The following is a 16,170-nucleotide window of genomic DNA, read 5'->3' as shown; positions in this document are numbered from 1 at the left end:
CCGACGGACCCAGCAGGGCCGACACCTCACCCTCGGGCAAGGTCAACGACACATCGCGCCAAATATTCTGCGAACCGAACGATTTGGTGAGCCCCTCAACGCTGACCTCAACACCCACAGTTTCCTCCAGAAGTTCGCTGCCCCCAATGAGCTCCCGCCGGTGCGAGAGTCCACCCCTCGGTGACATGTGTGGTTGGGGTCACTGTATCCGACCACCGCAACAGCACCCCCCACACACGTGAACCGAAGACCCACAGCGTGGACGCGAAAGAAATCTACCAACCGGTAACTTACCCTCGGGCGATGACACTAGCCGATGAAACGGTCCGAAGGAAAGTGGGCGCGGTTCCATCGTCGGGACCCGAGTGCGGTGGCACTCCTTGTCCCCGGTGCGGTGGCGTGGCGCACGGCGTCAGGACCGCGCGAGGCCCTCTTCGCGGTCGTCGAAGGCCCCCGTGTCGGCGCCGCCGACGACGCTCTCGGTGTGGCCGTGCTCGACCGACTCCGGCTCCACCGACCCGGGCTCCACCGACCCGGGCTCGACCGACTCCGGCTGGTCTGCCCCGGGCTCCCATGCCTCGCGCACCCGGGTGAGCGGCAACCACCAGGAGATGAGCAGGATCAGCACGAGCCAGATCAGCGACGAGTTGCCGTAGATGATCTCCCACCAGCCCCACCGGAGTTCGTTGAGCTGTGCGCTGGGCAGTGACAGCGATGGTCCGGGGAGCTGCGCGATCAGGCCGAGGATGCCCAGCCCGAGGAAGACCGCACCCCGCCGGTCGCCGCGCCTGGCTCGCAGTGCTCGCACTCCGATGGTGACGAACACCAGGATGTACACCGACGTGAGGACCCAGTGGTGAATCCAGGCGGCCGGGGTGGCCAGCAGGGCCACTGCCCACGCCGCCAGGAAGCACAACTCGTATTCGCGACGCTTGGCCAGATGCCACGCCAGCGCCAGACAATAAAGCCCTGCGATCGCACACAGCGGCAACCACCAGTGTGAGCGATCGCTGTCGCTCATCCCGGTGCGCGCCAGCACCCCGGCGATGCCCTGGTTGTAGACGAAGGCCAGTCCGCCGATGCGTTCTGGATCGAATACCGTCGACGTCCAGTACTTCCACGTGTCCGACGGCGTGATCGCCCACGCGATACCAGTCGCCACCAGGAAGCCGACGACGACGTTGATCGCCGCCCGCCACTGCCGGCGCGCGAGGAAATAGATGACGACGACGGCCGGGGTCATCTTGATCGCCGCGGCGATACCGACCAGCAGTCCCCGATACGGTTCGGCCCACGCGGGGCGCCGGTCCCACAGGGTGTCGGCGATGACCAGGCCGGCGAGGATCAGGTTGATCTGACCGAGATCGAGCGTGATGCGGATGGGTTCGAGTTCGAAGGCCACGCCGGTGAGGATCATCGACCAGCCGATCGGCAGGTCACCACATCCGACACGACGCAGCAGGATTCGGATCAGCCACCACGTCAGGAGGCATCCGAGGATCAGGAAGATGACCGAGAGCAACCGCACCGGCATCCAGCTCATCGGCACGAAGGACACCGCTGCGAACGGCGGGTAGGTGAACGGCAGGATGCTGTCGTTCGCCTGCGGCATCGGCCCGTCGTAGAGGTGCTGCCCGTGGAGGAGGAACTGGCCGCCATAGCGGTAGATCTGCAGATCCACCGGCGGACCCCAGTACTTGGTGGGCCCGAGGTGCACCAGCCACGGCTGGCCGAAGACGCGGCACACCCCCAGGACGAGCACCACGGCCCCGACGACGTTGATCGCCGTGAACGCACGACGGGACACAGGAGCAGTCACGCGGGGTGATACTAGTCCGTCCTGGTCCCACCGCCCCAAACCTCCCACCGCCCCAGATCTCCCAACGCCCCAAGCCTCCCAACGCCCCGGCGGCCCGTGACAGCAACGAACCCGGGACGGATCTCTCCGCCCCGGGTTCGGGACATGCACCGTCAGTCGACGGTCACACCGCACAAGTAGGCACGCAAGCTTACTTGACGGTCACACTGCGCAAGTAAGCAAGCTTACTTGACGGACACCTTGGCGCCGGCCTCTTCGAGCTTGGCCTTGGCAGCCTCGGCGGCGTCCTTGTCGACCTTCTCCAGGATCGGCTTGGGAGCGCCCTCGACGAGATCCTTGGCCTCCTTGAGGCCCAGGCCCGAGACGACCTCACGGACGACCTTGATGACCTGGATCTTCTTGTCGCCGGCAGCCTCGAGCACGACGTCGAACTCGTCCTGCTCGGCAGCGGCCTCGGCGGCACCACCGGCAGCCGGAGCACCGGCAGCGGCGACGGCGACCGGAGCGGCCGCGGTGACCTCGAAGACCTCTTCGAACTTCTTCACGAAATCGCTGAGCTCCAGCAGGGTCAGTTCCTTGAACTGATCGATGAGCTCGTCAGCGGTGAGCTTCGCCATGGTTGGCGTCCTTCCTATTCAAGCCCCACACGGGGTCGTGGTGATCCCCGTGGGGATGTTTGTGGTGCGGCGAGTTACTCGCCGGCTTCGTTCTTCTTCTCCTGCAGGGCCGCGGCGAGACGCGCCACCTGCGATGCCGGCTGGTTGAACAGGCCGGCAGCCTTTGCCAAATTGCCCTTCATGGCACCGGCGAGCTTGGCCAACAGGACCTCGCGGGTCTCAAGGTCGGCGATCTGTTCGATCTCGGCCACGGACAGCGCACGGCCGTCCATGTATCCGCCCTTGATGACGAGAGCCTTGTTGTCCTTGGCGAAGTTCTTGATCGCCTTGGCGGCCACAACCGGTTCGCCTTCGATGAAGGCAATCGCGGTCGGACCGCTGAACAGCTCGTCGAGCCCTTCCACGCCCGCCTTCTCGGCGGCACGCTTCACCAGGGTGTTCTTGGCGACGGAGTAGGTTGCGCCCTCACCGAGGGAACGACGCAGATCGGTGATCTGACTGACGGACAGGCCACGGTACTCCGTGACGACCGCCGCCGTTGCGCCCTCGAACTGCTCTGCGATCTCCGCGACTGCGGCGACCTTGTCGGACTTGGCCATACTTCGCCTCCTTCCTCATCACTCGAGTTGAGTTGGTCAGAGTTCAACGCAGGGAACCTTCGGAAGACGCCGCGCCGCGGAAGGCGAATAGCCCCCGAAACGACGAAACGCCCCGGCACACAGAGGCACGGGGCGTCACACTGGCGATCATGCCGAATGGGCATGCTCGAGCTTCTTCCTCGTTCTCCCTGCGTGGGCCGCCGACATTGCTGTCGCCCTTCGATCGGGATCGCTCCCGATGACCAACGGTCTCTGGTTGAACCGATACGACGCGTGCAAGCGCGTCACACCGAGAACGAGGTTACCCGAGCTCGACGTCGTCGACCAAATCCGACCCCACGTCCCAGGGTCACCTGACCGAACGGAGGGTTTCCCAGGTCACACACGGCTTTGAACTGCAGATTCACTGTCGTGACCCAAATGGACCCCACCTCGATGCGGTTCCGAGATCGACGATGCACTACAGTCGGCCATCGGGAGTGATGTGGCCCACAAAGTGTAAGCGGGGTTTCACTCACGGCCCGAGAACACGACGGGGTGTGGGTGACGCCGGTGGGTCCGGCGTCCGGTCACACCCCAGGCAGGGTGAGGCACCATGACGTACCAGTTGGACCCGGGCTCCCCCGGGATGTCACGACCCCAGGTGGCCCCGTCGCGGCCCGACGGCGGTCGCGCCACTCCCCATTTCGGCACCCTCCCCCTCGGTGATCCGACCGGCGGTGCCGACGGTATCCGGTGGCGGGAAGCTGTCGACGGCGCCCAGCTCTATCCCCGAGTGGTCGTCGACCGGGACGTCAAACTCACCATGAGCGACGGTGTCACGTTGCGTGCCACGGTGGTCCGCCCCGCCAACCGGTTCGGCCAGACCGTGCTCACCCCCTATCCCGCGATCGTCAACATCAACCCCTACAACCGGGCGGCCGTCGACTTCATCGACACCACCACCCACGCGCCGGTACTCGGGCGTGCGTTGCGGGTCGCGTCGTCGTCGATCGATGCGACGGGTACCGCGCTCGGCGGGCTCACCCGCCTGACCGGCACGCTCTCCGGCGGAATCCTCGACGTCTTCGGCATCAATCGCACCCTGGTGCGCAGCGGTTACGTCCAGGTCATCGTCGATGTCCGGGGCACCGGGGCCAGCGGCGGCAAATGGCAGATCCTCGGCGCGCGCGAGCAACAGGACTCGGTGGAGGTCATCTCCTGGGCCGCCGAACAAGAGTGGTGCGACGGCAAGGTCGGACTCGCCGGCTGGTCGTACTCGGCGATCAATTCGCTGCAGGCCGCCGACAAACGGCCGGCCGAACTCGGCGCGGTCTTCGCGGTCGAGGGATGCGACGACATCGTTCGCGACGTCTACATCACCGGCGGCATGCCGTCGGCGTTCATCCCGATGTGGCTGTCGGTGGTCAACGTGCTCAAGTGGGTACCCAATCCGTCGACGTACCTGCGCGATGTGATGCGCGGCGACACTCTGCGTTGGCTGCGCGATCGCGTGGCCTCCCCGGCGACCGAGATCCCGTCGTTGCTGTGGGGTTTCCTCACCGCCCGCGACGACCGGATCTTCGACGACCCCTATTTCGACGAGCGGGATCCGCAGATCGACCGGATCACCGCGCCCACCTTCACCGTCGGCGGGTGGCACGATCTCTTCGGGCGCAGCGCCACCGGCATCTACGAGCGGCTCCGTCTCGAGCCCGGCCGCAAGCAGATGCTCGTCGGCGACGGGTATCACTTCGACGTGGGCACCGGCCATGGATCCAGCTCCGCCCCTCCGCGTCTCGATGTCCTCGAGCGCGCCTGGTTCGATCGCTGGCTCAAGGGCCACCGCAACGGTATCGACCACTACGGGCCGGTCACGATGATGCAGCAGGGCGGTTCGTGGACGTCCGGCGCGGCGTTCCCGCGACCGGGCGTGCGACCCCGGCGGCTCTATCTCACCGAGGAGCCGTCGACGACCGCGGATCACGCCGTGCACGACGGATCGCTGAGCACAGCTCCGGCACAAGGTGTTTCGTCACTGCACATCCGGCCCGACCTGCGCGGCATGGTGTCCCGGGACATGACGCAGGTGACCGCGGGTGCGTCGATGGTTCTCGGCAATCGATTCACCACCGACGCACGCTTTCAGGAGCGCGGCGGATTGTCGTTCACCAGCGCCCCGGTCACCGAGGCGACCCACCTCAGCGGAGCGATGAACCTCCGCCTCAACGTGGCGACCACCGCACACGAGGGTATCTGGGCGGTGACCGTCAATGATGTTGCGCCCGATGGCACCTCGACCGTTCTCACCAACGGCGCGCTCTCGGCGACCAATCGCGCCCTCGACCGGTCGATGTCGACATTCACCGCGGACGGGCATCTCCTCGGTGCCCATCACTACCTCTCCCGCAAGCGCAAACTGCCGGTCCCCGCCGACGAGCCGGTCCGCATCGACGTCGATCTCGTGCCCACCGACGCCGTGCTCGAACCCGGTCACCGGTTGCGGGTGGACGTCTACGCCGCGAGCTTCCCCCGCTACCTCACGGTGGTCCCCGACCTGATCAAGGCCCGCGGACGCAAGCAACGTCTCGTTCTCGACCCGGAGCACCCGAGTTACCTGACGTTCCTGGCCGGCGACGGGCTCGCCTGAGCCCGCTCAGCCCATCGATCGGGCGTCGATCCTAATCGACCGGGCGCTCGAATCCATCGATCGTGCTCAGAATGCCTTGCCGGGATTGAGGATTCCGTCGGGGTCGAGAGCGTGCTTGACCGCACGGTGCATGTCGAGCACGGCGGGTGACAGTTCCTTGCGCGCGCCGTCGAGCTTGAGCACACCGACGCCGTGCTCGCCGGTGACCGTGCCCCCGAGTTCCAGTGCGGCATCGATGATCTCACCGAAGGCGAGCTGCGCCCGGCCACGCGCGGCGGCGTGTCCCTCGTCGGCGATCAGCAGTGGATGCAGATTGCCGTCACCGGCGTGGGCGATGTTGGCGATGACGATGTCGTGGCGGATGCCGATCTCCTCGATGCGCGCCAGCATCGCCGGCACATGCTTCTTGGGGACGCAGACGTCCTCGGTGAGTACGGGACCGAGTCGCTCCAACGCCGGATAGGCCAGGCGTCGCGCCGCGAACAGCGCCTGCGCCTCCTGCTCGTCGGCGGACACCGCCGACCACGTGGCGCCTGCGGCGTCGAAACACTCACGCAAGCGCTCGGATTCACGCTCACCCTCGATTCCGGGCGTGTCGATCCGGCCGAGCAGCACGACGTTCGCGTCGACCGCGAGCCCCATGTTCTTCCACGCATCCACCGCGAGCAGACACTGCCGATCGACGAGTTCCAGTGCGGCGGGGGTCAATCCACTCGCCCCGACCGCAGACACCGCCCGTCCGGCGTCGATCAACGAGTCGAAATAGCCCGCGATGGTTCGCGACGGTGGTTGCAGGGGGCGCAGTTTCACCGTGATCTCGGTGACGATCCCCAACGTCCCCTCCGAGCCGACCATCAATCTTGCCAGGTCGTACCCGACGACCCCCTTGGCCGTCGGGTGCCCGAGCCGCACCAGTTCGCCGGTACCGGTGACCACCTGCACCGCGAGCACGTAATCGCGTGTCACCCCGTACTTCACACAACACACACCGCCGGCGTTGGTCGCCACGTTGCCGCCGATGGTCGACCACGGCGAACTCGCCGGGTCGGGCGGGTACCACAAACCCACCTCCGCGCAGGCTGCTCGCAGATGGTCGTTGACGACCCCGGGCGCCACGACCGCGATGCGTTCGAGCGGATCGACTGAGAAGATCTCGGTCATCGCCGCACAGGAGAGGACGACGCTGCGGGCCCATGCGTTGGCACCGCCGGACAGGCCCGTCCCGGCTCCGCGGGGGATCACCGCGACCTGGCGGGCACGGCACGCGCGCACCACCTCGACCACATCCTCGGGCGTACGCGCACGCACCACGGCGATCGGCATCTGGTGCAGCGCCCACTCCGCGTCGTCGTGGGCGTAGCTGGCCATCACATCCGGATCGCGCACCACCGCACCGGGGGTGACCGCCGCCTCCAGTGCGGCGATCAGATCTGCCCGGAGATCGGGTGCGACGTCGGCGGTGAAATCCACACCCCACCCTAACGCCACCGCCATCCGGTCGAGACCGAAGTCCGGTGTCAACGGCCAACTCTGACCGCGCGCGGTACGCAACCACCCATCCGGGACGGGCTCGATGGAGTCACCCGGTATTCCGGCAATAGCCCGGATCGATCGGGGCGTTCACGACGCCGATCGATGCGGCACGCCGTCTCCTCGGCACGCGATACTCTCCCGGTGGACACCGTGCACACCATCGACATGCCGAACGCGACGATCACCTATCGGGACTCCGGCACGCCGCGGACCGCGGACCCGACGGAGACGATCCTCTTCGGTCACGGGCTGTTGTTCGACGGCACCATGTTCGACGATCAGGTGGCCGCACTGCGCGGCCGGTTCCGCTGCATCCGCGCGGACTGGCGCGGCCAGGGTGCCAGCGTGAGCCACCATTCCGCCTATGACATGGATACGCTCACCGACGACACGCTCGGGGTGATCGAGCACCTGGCAACGGGTCCCGTGCACTACGTCGGACTGTCGATGGGTGGCTACGTCGGGATGCGGCTCGCCCTGCGTCATCCCGAACTGCTCCGCTCGCTGACCCTGCTGAACACCATGGCGCGCAACGAATCGGCGCGATCCGTCGTCGACTACACCGCCATGGCCTGGATGCAACAGGTGACCGGTGTTCGGCCACTTCGACACCTGCTGGAGTCCAAGCTCTTCGGTCGTGGGTTCGTCGACACCGCGCGCGGCAAGCGCATCGGTGACGAATGGTTCGCCAGACTCGTGACCACCCAACAGTCCACGGCCCGCCGGGCCACCCTGCGACGCGTCGTGGCGGGTGTCGTGGTACGAGATGCCGTGGCCTCCCAGCTGCCGCTGATCACCACCCCGACCCTGGTCATCGGCGCCGAGAACGACGTGGCAACACCTCCGGTGGAGGCCTCCCGGGTCGCCGCGGCCATTCCGGGGGCCACACTGCACCTGTTACCGGGGTGTGGCCACAGCAGCGTTCTCGAGCAACCGGACATCGTCTCGGCGCTCTTGGCCGATCACCTCGGTTCGGTCAACTGACGGTCACCACAACCGATTCCGGGCCGCGGATGTTGCGTCGCCCGTTCCAGGACAACGAATCCAGCCGTGCGCGGGGGAACCGCTCGATGAATCCGGAAAGGAACGCCGCGGTTTCGGCCCGCGCCAGCGCCGCGCCCAGACAATGGTGAATCCCGGCACCGAACGAGAGATGACGGTGCGCCAGCGGCCGATCAGGACGAAACGTCGCGGCATCCCCACCCCAGAAGGCGGGGTCCCGGTTGGCCGCGGCGATGACGCCGATCACGAAAGAGCCCAGAGGGATTCGCACTCCCTCGACGTCGAGGGGCGCGGTCGTGACCCGCCGCATCAGGTGCACCGACGGCTCGAACCGCAGAACCTCTTCCACCGCATTGGTGACGAGGTCGGGTCGCTGCCGCACCATCGCAATACTGTCCGGATGCGCGAGTAGTGTCGCCACCGCGGAGCCGATGAGGTTGACCGTGGTCTCATGGCCGGCAATCAGGACGAACATCACCTGGGCGACCAACTCGTCACCAGTGAGTTCACCCGCGCGTTCCGCCGCGATCAAGGCGGTCAACAGATCATCGCCGGGATCGGAGTGCCTGCGCCACACCAGATCACGGGTCATCATCGTCAACTCGTCGTTGGCCGCTCGAATCCGGGCCTGGGTGGCCGGCTCGGCAAGTGGTTCGAGCCCGAGCACGAGAGTGCCGATGTGTTCGCGGAACCGTTCGGTGTCGACTCCGGACACCCCGAGGATCTCCGAGATCACCTCGTACGGCATGGTGAACGCGACTTCCTGCATCAGATCGATGGTGCCCGCAGCGGCCACCCGGTCGAGCGCGCGATCGGCGAGTCGGCTGATCCGGTCCATTCGTGCGGCGACACCTGATCGGGTGAACGGCGTACCGACCAGCCGCCGGAGTCGGGAATGGTCCGGCGGGTCGCGATCGAGCAACGACAATCCGCGCATCATGCGGTTCTCATCGCCCAGTCGGGTGCTGTCGCTCTTGAAGCCGGGAATATGGCGAAGTGCGCTTTCTTGCACGGAGTGTCCGGACCGCTGTAGCACCGCGACATCGGCGTAGCGGGTCAGCAGCCAGAATCCCTGCGGGTGAACGACAACCGGAGCGGTGGCCTGCAACCTCCGATACGCGGCATGTGGATCGACCGCAAACGCCGGGTCGAACAGATCCATCCCGCCGGCATCGATGCGCGTGTTCACCGGATCAACCGAACGTTACGAAACGTCGACAACGCAGTCGCACAGAGATTTCCGTCCTCATCGAAGATGTCGGCGCGACCGACGGAGATGGTTCGACCCGCCGACACCGCGGTTCCCTGCGCGCTCAGTTGCGGGCCGGGGGCGGGCGCCACGATCTTGATGGTGTAGTCGAGCGTGACGTTCGCCCAGCCCGCCGGCAGCAACGTCGCCACCGCCGCGCCTGCTGCGTAATCGGCGAGAGCGCCGAGAACGCCCGCCTGAACGTGTCCGGTGTGCTGGGTGTGATCGGGGCGAACCGCCAGTCGAAGCGTGGCGGCGCCGGTTCCGAGTGACTCGATCGCGAAGCCCAGCGCACGTGCCGCCGGCATCGCGTCCAGGACGGCTCTGATGGCCTCGGCGGCGGTGGGATCCGGCGAGTCGGACGTCGTGGTGGTGGTCATCGATACTCCGTTCCGACGGGCGTGAACCCGTCTCTCTCGTAGAGGGCACGTGCCGCTCGGCGCCGCACCTTTCCGCTGGTCGTCTTGGGCAACTCGCCGGCGGCGATGAGTCCGATACGGAGCACCGTGATCCCGAGGTCGGCCCGGATCGCCGCACGGATCGCCGTACGCACCTCCGCCGCGTCGAGGTCTCGGTGCGTGGCCCGGATCTCGGCGACCACGACCACTTCCTCGGCAGGAGTGTCACCACCCGATGACTCCTCGGCCCACCCGAACGCCGCGCAGCCGCCGGGGCGGAGCGCCGAATGTGCTCCCACAGTCGCTCTTTCGATGTCGGTGGGATAGAAGTTGCGACCGCGGATGACGATCATGTCCTTGATGCGTCCCACCACGTACAGTTCGCCCGCGACGACGAACCCGAGGTCACCGGTGCGCAGCATCGGATCACCGCCACCGACGATCACCCCGAACAACGCGTCGGTTGCGGGGCGATTGTGCCAATAGCCCGCACACACATGCTCACCGGAGACCCATATCTCCCCGACGACGCCGTCGGGGAGGCCGACGCGGCTGTCCGGGTCGACGATGCGGATCACGCTGCCCCGCACCGCTGTTCCGGACCCCACCACTTCGGTCCCGGCCGTATCCGGACGGTAATGCCGATGTTGTAGGTCCGCTGCGGACGCTCGCAGCGTGTGCGGCCCACGACCCGGACGGGACGCCGTGACCAACAGGGTCGACTCGGCGAGCCCGTAACACGGATACAGTGCGCGAGCGTCGAATCCGTGGGGCGCGAACTCCGCCGCGAAGCTGCGGATCGTGTCGGAGCGGATCGGCTCGGCTCCATTGAAGGCGACGGTCCAGCTCGTCAGGTCGAGATCGGCCGGCAATCCGGTACGACGGGCATGCGCCACGCAGGCCGCGTAGGCGAAGTCCGGCCCTCCGCTGGTGGTGGCCCGATACCGCGAGATCAGCGTCGGCCACAGCAGTGGCCGACGGATGAAGGTCGTGGGCGACATCAGAACCGCTCGGGCGCCGACATACAGCGGCTGCAACACATTTCCTATCAAGCCCTGATCATGGAAGAAGGGGGCCCAACCAACGACCACCGATGTCTCGTCATGACCGAAAGCATCCCGGATCATCTCTTGGTTGGCGCACAGGTTGCCATGCGTCACCATCACTCCCTTGGGCGCACCGGTTGAGCCCGAGGTGTACTGCAGGAGTGCGACGTCGTCGGCGTCCACCGGATCCGCGACGTGCGTGGAGTCATACGGGATGGCCGATCGTTCATCGGCGGGTACGTCATCGACCACCCCGTTGTCGGTCAGATCGCTGTCGGTCAGATCGCTGTCGGTCAGGTCATCGACACAGATGGGCGGTACCGGACACAGCGTCCTCAACGTCGCGCCGAAGAATTCGTCGGATACCTTGTCGGTCAACACTATTGCGGGTTGGGCGTCGGCGACCACGTTCCGGATCGCGCTCGGCTCTGCGGTCGGGGTGGGCAGCGGCGGCGCCACCGGTACCGCGACGACACGCGCATACATGCACCCGAAGAAGGCGGCGATGAAGTCGAGGCCGGGAAGGAACGCCAGCAGGGCTCGGTCGCCGGGCACACATTGCCGCCGCAATCGTTCCGCGATCCGGACGGCACGACGGTGCAGGGTTGCGTGGTCGAGTTGATCGACCTCCGTACCGGACTGGTCGACGAACACATAGACAACCCGGTCCGGCGCCGTCCGCGCGCGGGTCATGAGCACGTCGGGCAGGAACGCGCCCCGACGTTCGGGATCATCGTGGCCGATCATGTCCCCGCCGGCTCCGCAGTCGATGGCGGCGACACGAACAGTGCGGTCAGACGGTCCCGGTGTTGCTGCGGGAAGAAGTGGTCACCGGCGAACGTGTGCCCGGCGAAACCCGATGCGGTATGTGCCGACCACGACCATGCCTCGTCGGCATCGACGAGCGGATCACGGTTGCCGTGGCACGCCGTGATCGGTACCGGGAGGGGTACCACCCCACCGTCCTCGAGGATCGGTCCGGCGACGTATCGGTACTGCTCCACCATCGCCAGGTCATATCGCACCAGGTCCAAGGCGTCGCTGAGGAATTCCGGCGTTCGAGCCAATAGGTGCCAGGTGTCGGACAGTTCGGCGAGCCCGGCGAGGAGTTCCTCGTCGTCGCGTTCGTGCAGCGGCGGGCGGCTGGCGGGGAGGTGAGGAGCGCGCCGCCCCGAGACGCACAGATGGATCGGCGACCGACCGGCAGCGAAGAGGCACCGGGTGAGCTCGAAGGCGATGACCGCACCCATGGAATGCCCGTACACCACCGTCGGTATCTCGGGCAACGCCAACAGCTGGCCGGCCAGGGTGGTGGCTGCGGCGAATACCGAGGTCGCCCGGGCCGCATGACGCACATCCTCCCGCCCCGGCAACTGCACTCGCAACACCTCGAGACCGGCGGGGAAGCAAGCGCCCCAACGGGTGAACGTCGACACGCCCGCGCCGGCGTGGGGCACCATCACCACTCTGGTGTGGGCGCGCCCACGGTTCACACGGTGCGTGTCCGGCATCGGCCGCAGCCAGAGTCCTGGCGGCTCCTCGATGTGATGCGAGATGGTGGACATCATCGTGATCTTCCCCTCACGGGTAACGCGCTCGGTCCGCGCATGATGAAGCTCTCGGTCTGCCAGGTCGGCGCGATGCCCGTCGGCGTCAGCTCCAAGCGCCGCCACACCCGCTCCAGTGCCGTCTGGGCGATCAGTTGGGCGAGAGCGGCGCCGAGACAACCGTGCATTCCGTGTCCGAACCCCAGATGTGAGGCAGCCGAGCGCATATCGGCTCCGCGGTCGATACTGAACTCGTTCGGGGCGTCGAAGACCTCCGGGTCCCGGTTACCTGCACCGAGGCACAACAACACCTGGTCTCCACATCCGATGACCTGTCCGCCGTATCGGCTCTCGGCGCGTGCGACCCGTTTGGTCATCTGCAACGGGCTGTCGTAGCGCAGCGTCTCGCGAATGGCATCTCCGGCACGCTCGGGTGCTGCGGCGAGCTTGGCCGACTGTTCCGGATGCGTGAGCAGCGCGGCAACGGCGTTGCCCAACAGGGCGGTTGTGGTTTCGGTACCCGCGACGAAACACATGATGCAGATGTAGGCGAGCTCGGTCTGCGAGAGACGATCGCCGTGGCCCACCGATACCCGCGCGAGCTCGCTGATCAGGTCGTCGCCGTGCTGATCGGTCCGTTCGTCGACCAGCGTGCGCAGTGCCGAGGCGAAGTGACCGACGACGCGTCCCACCCGGGTGAGGTCGGCGACCGACATCCGTCCCGGCTCGAGTAACCGGCGTACCTCGTGGGTCCACTCCGGTGCCACCGAGGCGAGCGACGGCGGCAACGCCATCCAGTCGACGAGAACCGCACTCGGCAGCGGGCTCGCGAGACTCGCGATGAGATCGAAGGTCAGCGTCTGGACGCCGATATCGAGGCGATCGAGCATGTCGTCCACCCGCTGCGCCACGACCGGTCGCAACCCCTCGATTCGTTGACGGGTGAAGACCCGGTTGACCAGCGCGCGCAACCGCGCGTGTGCGGGGTCGTCGGTGAACACCAACGAGGTCCGTCCGAGGTCAACGATCCGAGCGGCGTCCGCCCGTGCGTGCGGTGGCAGTCGATCGATCCGTCCGGCCACCTCATCGGGAATCAACGAGGAACTGAATCCGTTGTCGCGCAGGAGGTGACGGATGTCGTTGTGCGCCGTGAACACCCACATCCCGAGGGTGCGGTGTACCGGTTCGGCTGCCCGGAGCGCCGCGTACATCGGGTAGGGGTCCATCCGGAATCCCGGTGCAAGCGGGTTGAAACGCGGAGTCGTGGCCGTCACTTGTCCACGTCCAGGTCATGTCGCGGTGCGGATTCCGACACGAAGTAGCTGCGCCGGTACGGCCGTAACACCAAGCGCAGCAGACAGATCTTCCCCATACGGAACCCCAGCGCCGACATCGTCAGGTAACGGAGGTAACGATCGACCGTGTCCTCGCCCACGATGCGGGTCGCCTCGTCGCGTCGTTGCCTCAGCCGGTGCGCCCACTGCGCACAGGTCCAGGCGTAGTCCAGGCGACCGTTGGTCACGCGATCGATCTCGAAGATGCCGTCCGCGGCAACCGCGATATCGGCGAAGGTGGGCAGTTCGGCGTGCGGGAAGATCTCCCGCTGCATGAACGAACTCGCCTGCATCGCAGACATGTTCGCATACGCGATGGTCTGCAGCGACAGAGCTCCGTCATCGTTGAGCCAGTCGCGGCATCGGGTGAAGAATGCTCGATAAACCGCGCGGCGCGTCTCGATGTTCTCATCGGGCCGCGCGAAGTGCTCGAAGGCGCCCACCGACACGATGCCGTCGAAACGATGCGGCGGCCGGTACTCTGCCCAATCGGTGACCTCGGCGCGAATCCGGGGTTCGCCGAGTGCGCGGATGTGGGCGGCCTGTTCCACGCTGAGCGTGAGTCCGATCGCCTCGGTCACTCCGGGGTGCGTTACGGCCTGGCGCAGCAGCGCGCCCCAGCCACATCCGATGTCGAGAATCCGGTGCGCGTTCCCTATTCCGATCGCGTCGAGGTGATATCGCACCTTGCGCGACTGCGCGGCGTCGAGGTCGTCACCCGGACTCTCGGGCATGGCACAGGAATAACTCTGATCCGCGTCGAGCCAGAGGCGATAGAAGTCGTTGCCGACGTCGTAGTGGAACGCGATGGCCTCGGCGGCCTCGCCACGCCTGCGCTCACCGGTCACTGCGCCGGTGCCGGGCGTCAGGGTCGTTTCCCCACAGGTCATTTCCGCACCGGTCATTGCCCCGCCGCCGCATCGAGGTGCTCGAACAGATGGTTCGACACCGCGCTGATGGTCGGGTTGTCGAACAAGGCCTCGGACGGGAGTTCGACTCCGTAGCGCGCTTCCACCTCGATCAGCAGGGCGACGGCGTGTGCCGAATCCAGCCCGAGCCGATCGAATCCGGCATCCGGGTCGACCGATTCCGGCGTGGTCTCCAGCAGGTCTGCGAGGTACTCGCGACACCAGCGCACGATGCTCTCGCGCGTGATCGGCTCCGACGACGGCGCGGTGTCGATCGGTCCGTCGGGCTGCGGCATGTTCATGGTCCCTCCTGGGTTCAGCAGGCTCGAGTGGATTGCGCAGGCCCGCAGGGTGCGGGACGGGGCAGGTGCTCTTGGAGCGCAGGTGCTCTTGGAGCGAAAACTTCTGGACACGAATGGAACTGAGGGTGCAGAGTTGATCAGTCGCCACCGCGGACGTCGCCCGCGTCCGCCCCCGCCGGCGTCGTCCGGATACGTTTGGCGGCACGCCGCTGCGGTGACGGCACCCCCACATCGGTGGCCAGACCGCACGCAGACAGTACGACGATCAGCCAGTAACCGGGGTCGACGCGATACCAGTTCAATCCGAACGATGCGGAGTCGGGAAACGCGTGGTGATTGTTGTGCCAGGCTTCACCGAGTGTGACGAGCGCGAAAACCCCTCCGTTGCGGCTGTTCTCACGTGACTCGTATGGACGGGTGCCGTACATGTGGAGAAAGGAGTTGATCGCCCAGACGATGTGCTCGAGGACGAATATCCGGACGAGACCGCCCCACAGGAAGCCCATCAGTACGCCGGCGAGGCTCCATTCCATCACGCCGACGATCGCCGCCGGGATGACCAGACCGAGCACCACCCACAGGTGGTAGTGGCGGGAAATACGCAACAGTGCGCGATTCTTCAACAAGTCGGGGGCGTAATGCATCACGTTCGGGTACTCGTGACGCCGCATCCACAGGAAGTGCGAATGGACGAGCCCCCGCAGCGCACCCCGGAATCCGTCGCCGGAGAGGTTGGGCGAGTGCGGATCACCGTCGCGGTCGCTGCACTCGTGGTGGCGCCGGTGCAGGGCGACCCACGATATCACCGGCCCCTGTCCGGCCATGGAGCCCGCGATCGCCAGCGCGACAACCGCTCCCGGCGCGGCCTTGAAGGTGCGATGGGTGAACAGACGGTGGTACCCGACGGTGATGCCGAGTCCGGTCAGCAACCACATCACACCGAGTGAGACCCACGCCGAGGTCGGTACCGGTATCACCCAGAGCAAGCCGACCGCGACGGCCGTACCGATGATCGGTAGGACGTCGAACAGCAGGAAGTGCCTGCGCTGCAACCGATGGATGTAGGGGTTGCTGATCGTCTTCTTTCTCGGTTCGGGCGGTGTCGAGGACGGCACGCCGATGTTCTCGGACGACGCGGCGGAGTGGACCATGACGGATTCACCTCGTTGATCACTGCGTGGATGGGT

General features: G+C 66.5%; 14 protein-coding genes and 1 pseudogene. 2 read left to right on the top strand and 13 right to left on the bottom strand.

Annotation, left to right across the window (positions count from 1 at the left end; genetic code table 11):
• The 4 genes and pseudogenes from P3L18_RS22475 to rplJ all read right to left on the bottom strand — a co-directional run.
• Positions 1 to 118 (bottom strand): annotated as a pseudogene (locus P3L18_RS22475) (ABC transporter ATP-binding protein); the annotation flags it as partial.
• A 294-nt stretch (positions 119 to 412) separates the two neighbouring features.
• Positions 413 to 1,819, bottom strand: coding sequence for a glycosyltransferase 87 family protein (locus P3L18_RS22470; RefSeq protein ID WP_276115273.1), 1,407 nt, complete (start codon positions 1,817 to 1,819; stop codon positions 413 to 415).
• 224 nt (positions 1,820 to 2,043) lie between these two features.
• The gene (rplL, locus tag P3L18_RS22465; protein WP_006368379.1) at positions 2,044 to 2,436 is read right to left on the bottom strand and encodes a 50S ribosomal protein L7/L12; all 393 of its coding nucleotides are present in this window, start codon (positions 2,434 to 2,436) and stop codon (positions 2,044 to 2,046) included.
• Positions 2,437 to 2,510: 74 nt separating this feature from the next.
• Positions 2,511 to 3,035: a 50S ribosomal protein L10 gene (gene rplJ, locus P3L18_RS22460; protein ID WP_006368378.1), complete on the bottom strand. Its 525-nt coding sequence runs from the start codon at positions 3,033 to 3,035 to the stop codon at positions 2,511 to 2,513.
• A gap of 595 nt (positions 3,036 to 3,630) precedes the next feature.
• Between rplJ and P3L18_RS22455 the strand changes: the two genes are divergently transcribed.
• Positions 3,631 to 5,664 carry a CocE/NonD family hydrolase gene (locus P3L18_RS22455; protein WP_079928977.1) on the top strand — a complete coding sequence of 678 codons (2,034 nt, stop codon included), beginning with the start codon at positions 3,631 to 3,633 and terminating at the stop codon, positions 5,662 to 5,664.
• A gap of 66 nt (positions 5,665 to 5,730) precedes the next feature.
• Here P3L18_RS22455 and P3L18_RS22450 read toward each other — a convergent pair whose 3' ends face one another.
• The gene (locus P3L18_RS22450; RefSeq protein ID WP_276115274.1) at positions 5,731 to 7,134 is read right to left on the bottom strand and encodes an FAD-linked oxidase C-terminal domain-containing protein; all 1,404 of its coding nucleotides are present in this window, start codon (positions 7,132 to 7,134) and stop codon (positions 5,731 to 5,733) included.
• A gap of 204 nt (positions 7,135 to 7,338) precedes the next feature.
• Here P3L18_RS22450 and P3L18_RS22445 point away from each other — a divergent pair, with 204 nt between their 5' ends.
• Positions 7,339 to 8,181: an alpha/beta fold hydrolase gene (locus tag P3L18_RS22445; RefSeq protein WP_276115272.1), complete on the top strand. Its 843-nt coding sequence runs from the start codon at positions 7,339 to 7,341 to the stop codon at positions 8,179 to 8,181.
• Here the strand turns inward: P3L18_RS22445 and P3L18_RS22440 are convergent.
• The 8 genes from P3L18_RS22440 to P3L18_RS22405 all read right to left on the bottom strand — a co-directional run bounded on the left by P3L18_RS22440 (position 8,174) and on the right by P3L18_RS22405 (position 16,134).
• Positions 8,174 to 9,388: a cytochrome P450 gene (locus P3L18_RS22440; protein ID WP_276115271.1), complete on the bottom strand. Its 1,215-nt coding sequence runs from the start codon at positions 9,386 to 9,388 to the stop codon at positions 8,174 to 8,176. The genes P3L18_RS22445 and P3L18_RS22440 overlap by 8 nt on opposite strands.
• Complete coding sequence (locus tag P3L18_RS22435; protein WP_079928973.1) at positions 9,385 to 9,828, bottom strand: PaaI family thioesterase; 444 nt, start codon at positions 9,826 to 9,828, stop codon at positions 9,385 to 9,387. Before P3L18_RS22435 ends, P3L18_RS22440 begins: the two co-directional genes overlap by 4 nt.
• On the bottom strand, positions 9,825 to 11,639 hold the full coding sequence (locus P3L18_RS22430) for a fatty acyl-AMP ligase (RefSeq protein WP_276115270.1): 1,815 nt from the start codon (positions 11,637 to 11,639) through the stop codon (positions 9,825 to 9,827). The genes P3L18_RS22435 and P3L18_RS22430 overlap by 4 nt, the downstream gene beginning before the upstream one ends.
• Complete coding sequence (locus P3L18_RS22425; protein WP_276115269.1) at positions 11,636 to 12,460, bottom strand: alpha/beta fold hydrolase; 825 nt, start codon at positions 12,458 to 12,460, stop codon at positions 11,636 to 11,638. Before P3L18_RS22425 ends, P3L18_RS22430 begins: the two co-directional genes overlap by 4 nt.
• Positions 12,457 to 13,713, bottom strand: coding sequence for a cytochrome P450 (locus P3L18_RS22420; RefSeq protein ID WP_276115268.1), 1,257 nt, complete (start codon positions 13,711 to 13,713; stop codon positions 12,457 to 12,459). The genes P3L18_RS22425 and P3L18_RS22420 overlap by 4 nt, the downstream gene beginning before the upstream one ends.
• Positions 13,710 to 14,663 (bottom strand): cyclopropane-fatty-acyl-phospholipid synthase family protein, encoded by a 954-nt coding sequence (locus P3L18_RS22415; RefSeq protein ID WP_006368369.1) that lies wholly within the window; start codon positions 14,661 to 14,663, stop codon positions 13,710 to 13,712. Before P3L18_RS22415 ends, P3L18_RS22420 begins: the two co-directional genes overlap by 4 nt.
• A gap of 11 nt (positions 14,664 to 14,674) precedes the next feature.
• Entirely contained in the window at positions 14,675 to 14,983 is a 309-nt protein-coding gene (locus P3L18_RS22410; protein WP_014361126.1) for an acyl carrier protein, read from the bottom strand.
• 137 nt (positions 14,984 to 15,120) lie between these two features.
• Positions 15,121 to 16,134, bottom strand: coding sequence for a fatty acid desaturase (locus P3L18_RS22405; protein ID WP_276115267.1), 1,014 nt, complete (start codon positions 16,132 to 16,134; stop codon positions 15,121 to 15,123).
• Positions 16,135 to 16,170: the final 36 nt, after the last annotated feature.

Origin of the sequence: Gordonia sp. N1V, from assembly GCF_029269935.1 — a bacterium.
Taxonomy (GTDB): Bacteria; Actinomycetota; Actinomycetes; order Mycobacteriales; family Mycobacteriaceae; genus Gordonia; species Gordonia polyisoprenivorans.
Note: the sequence above shows the minus strand (reverse complement) of the source record. Positions and strands in the feature narration are given on the sequence as shown.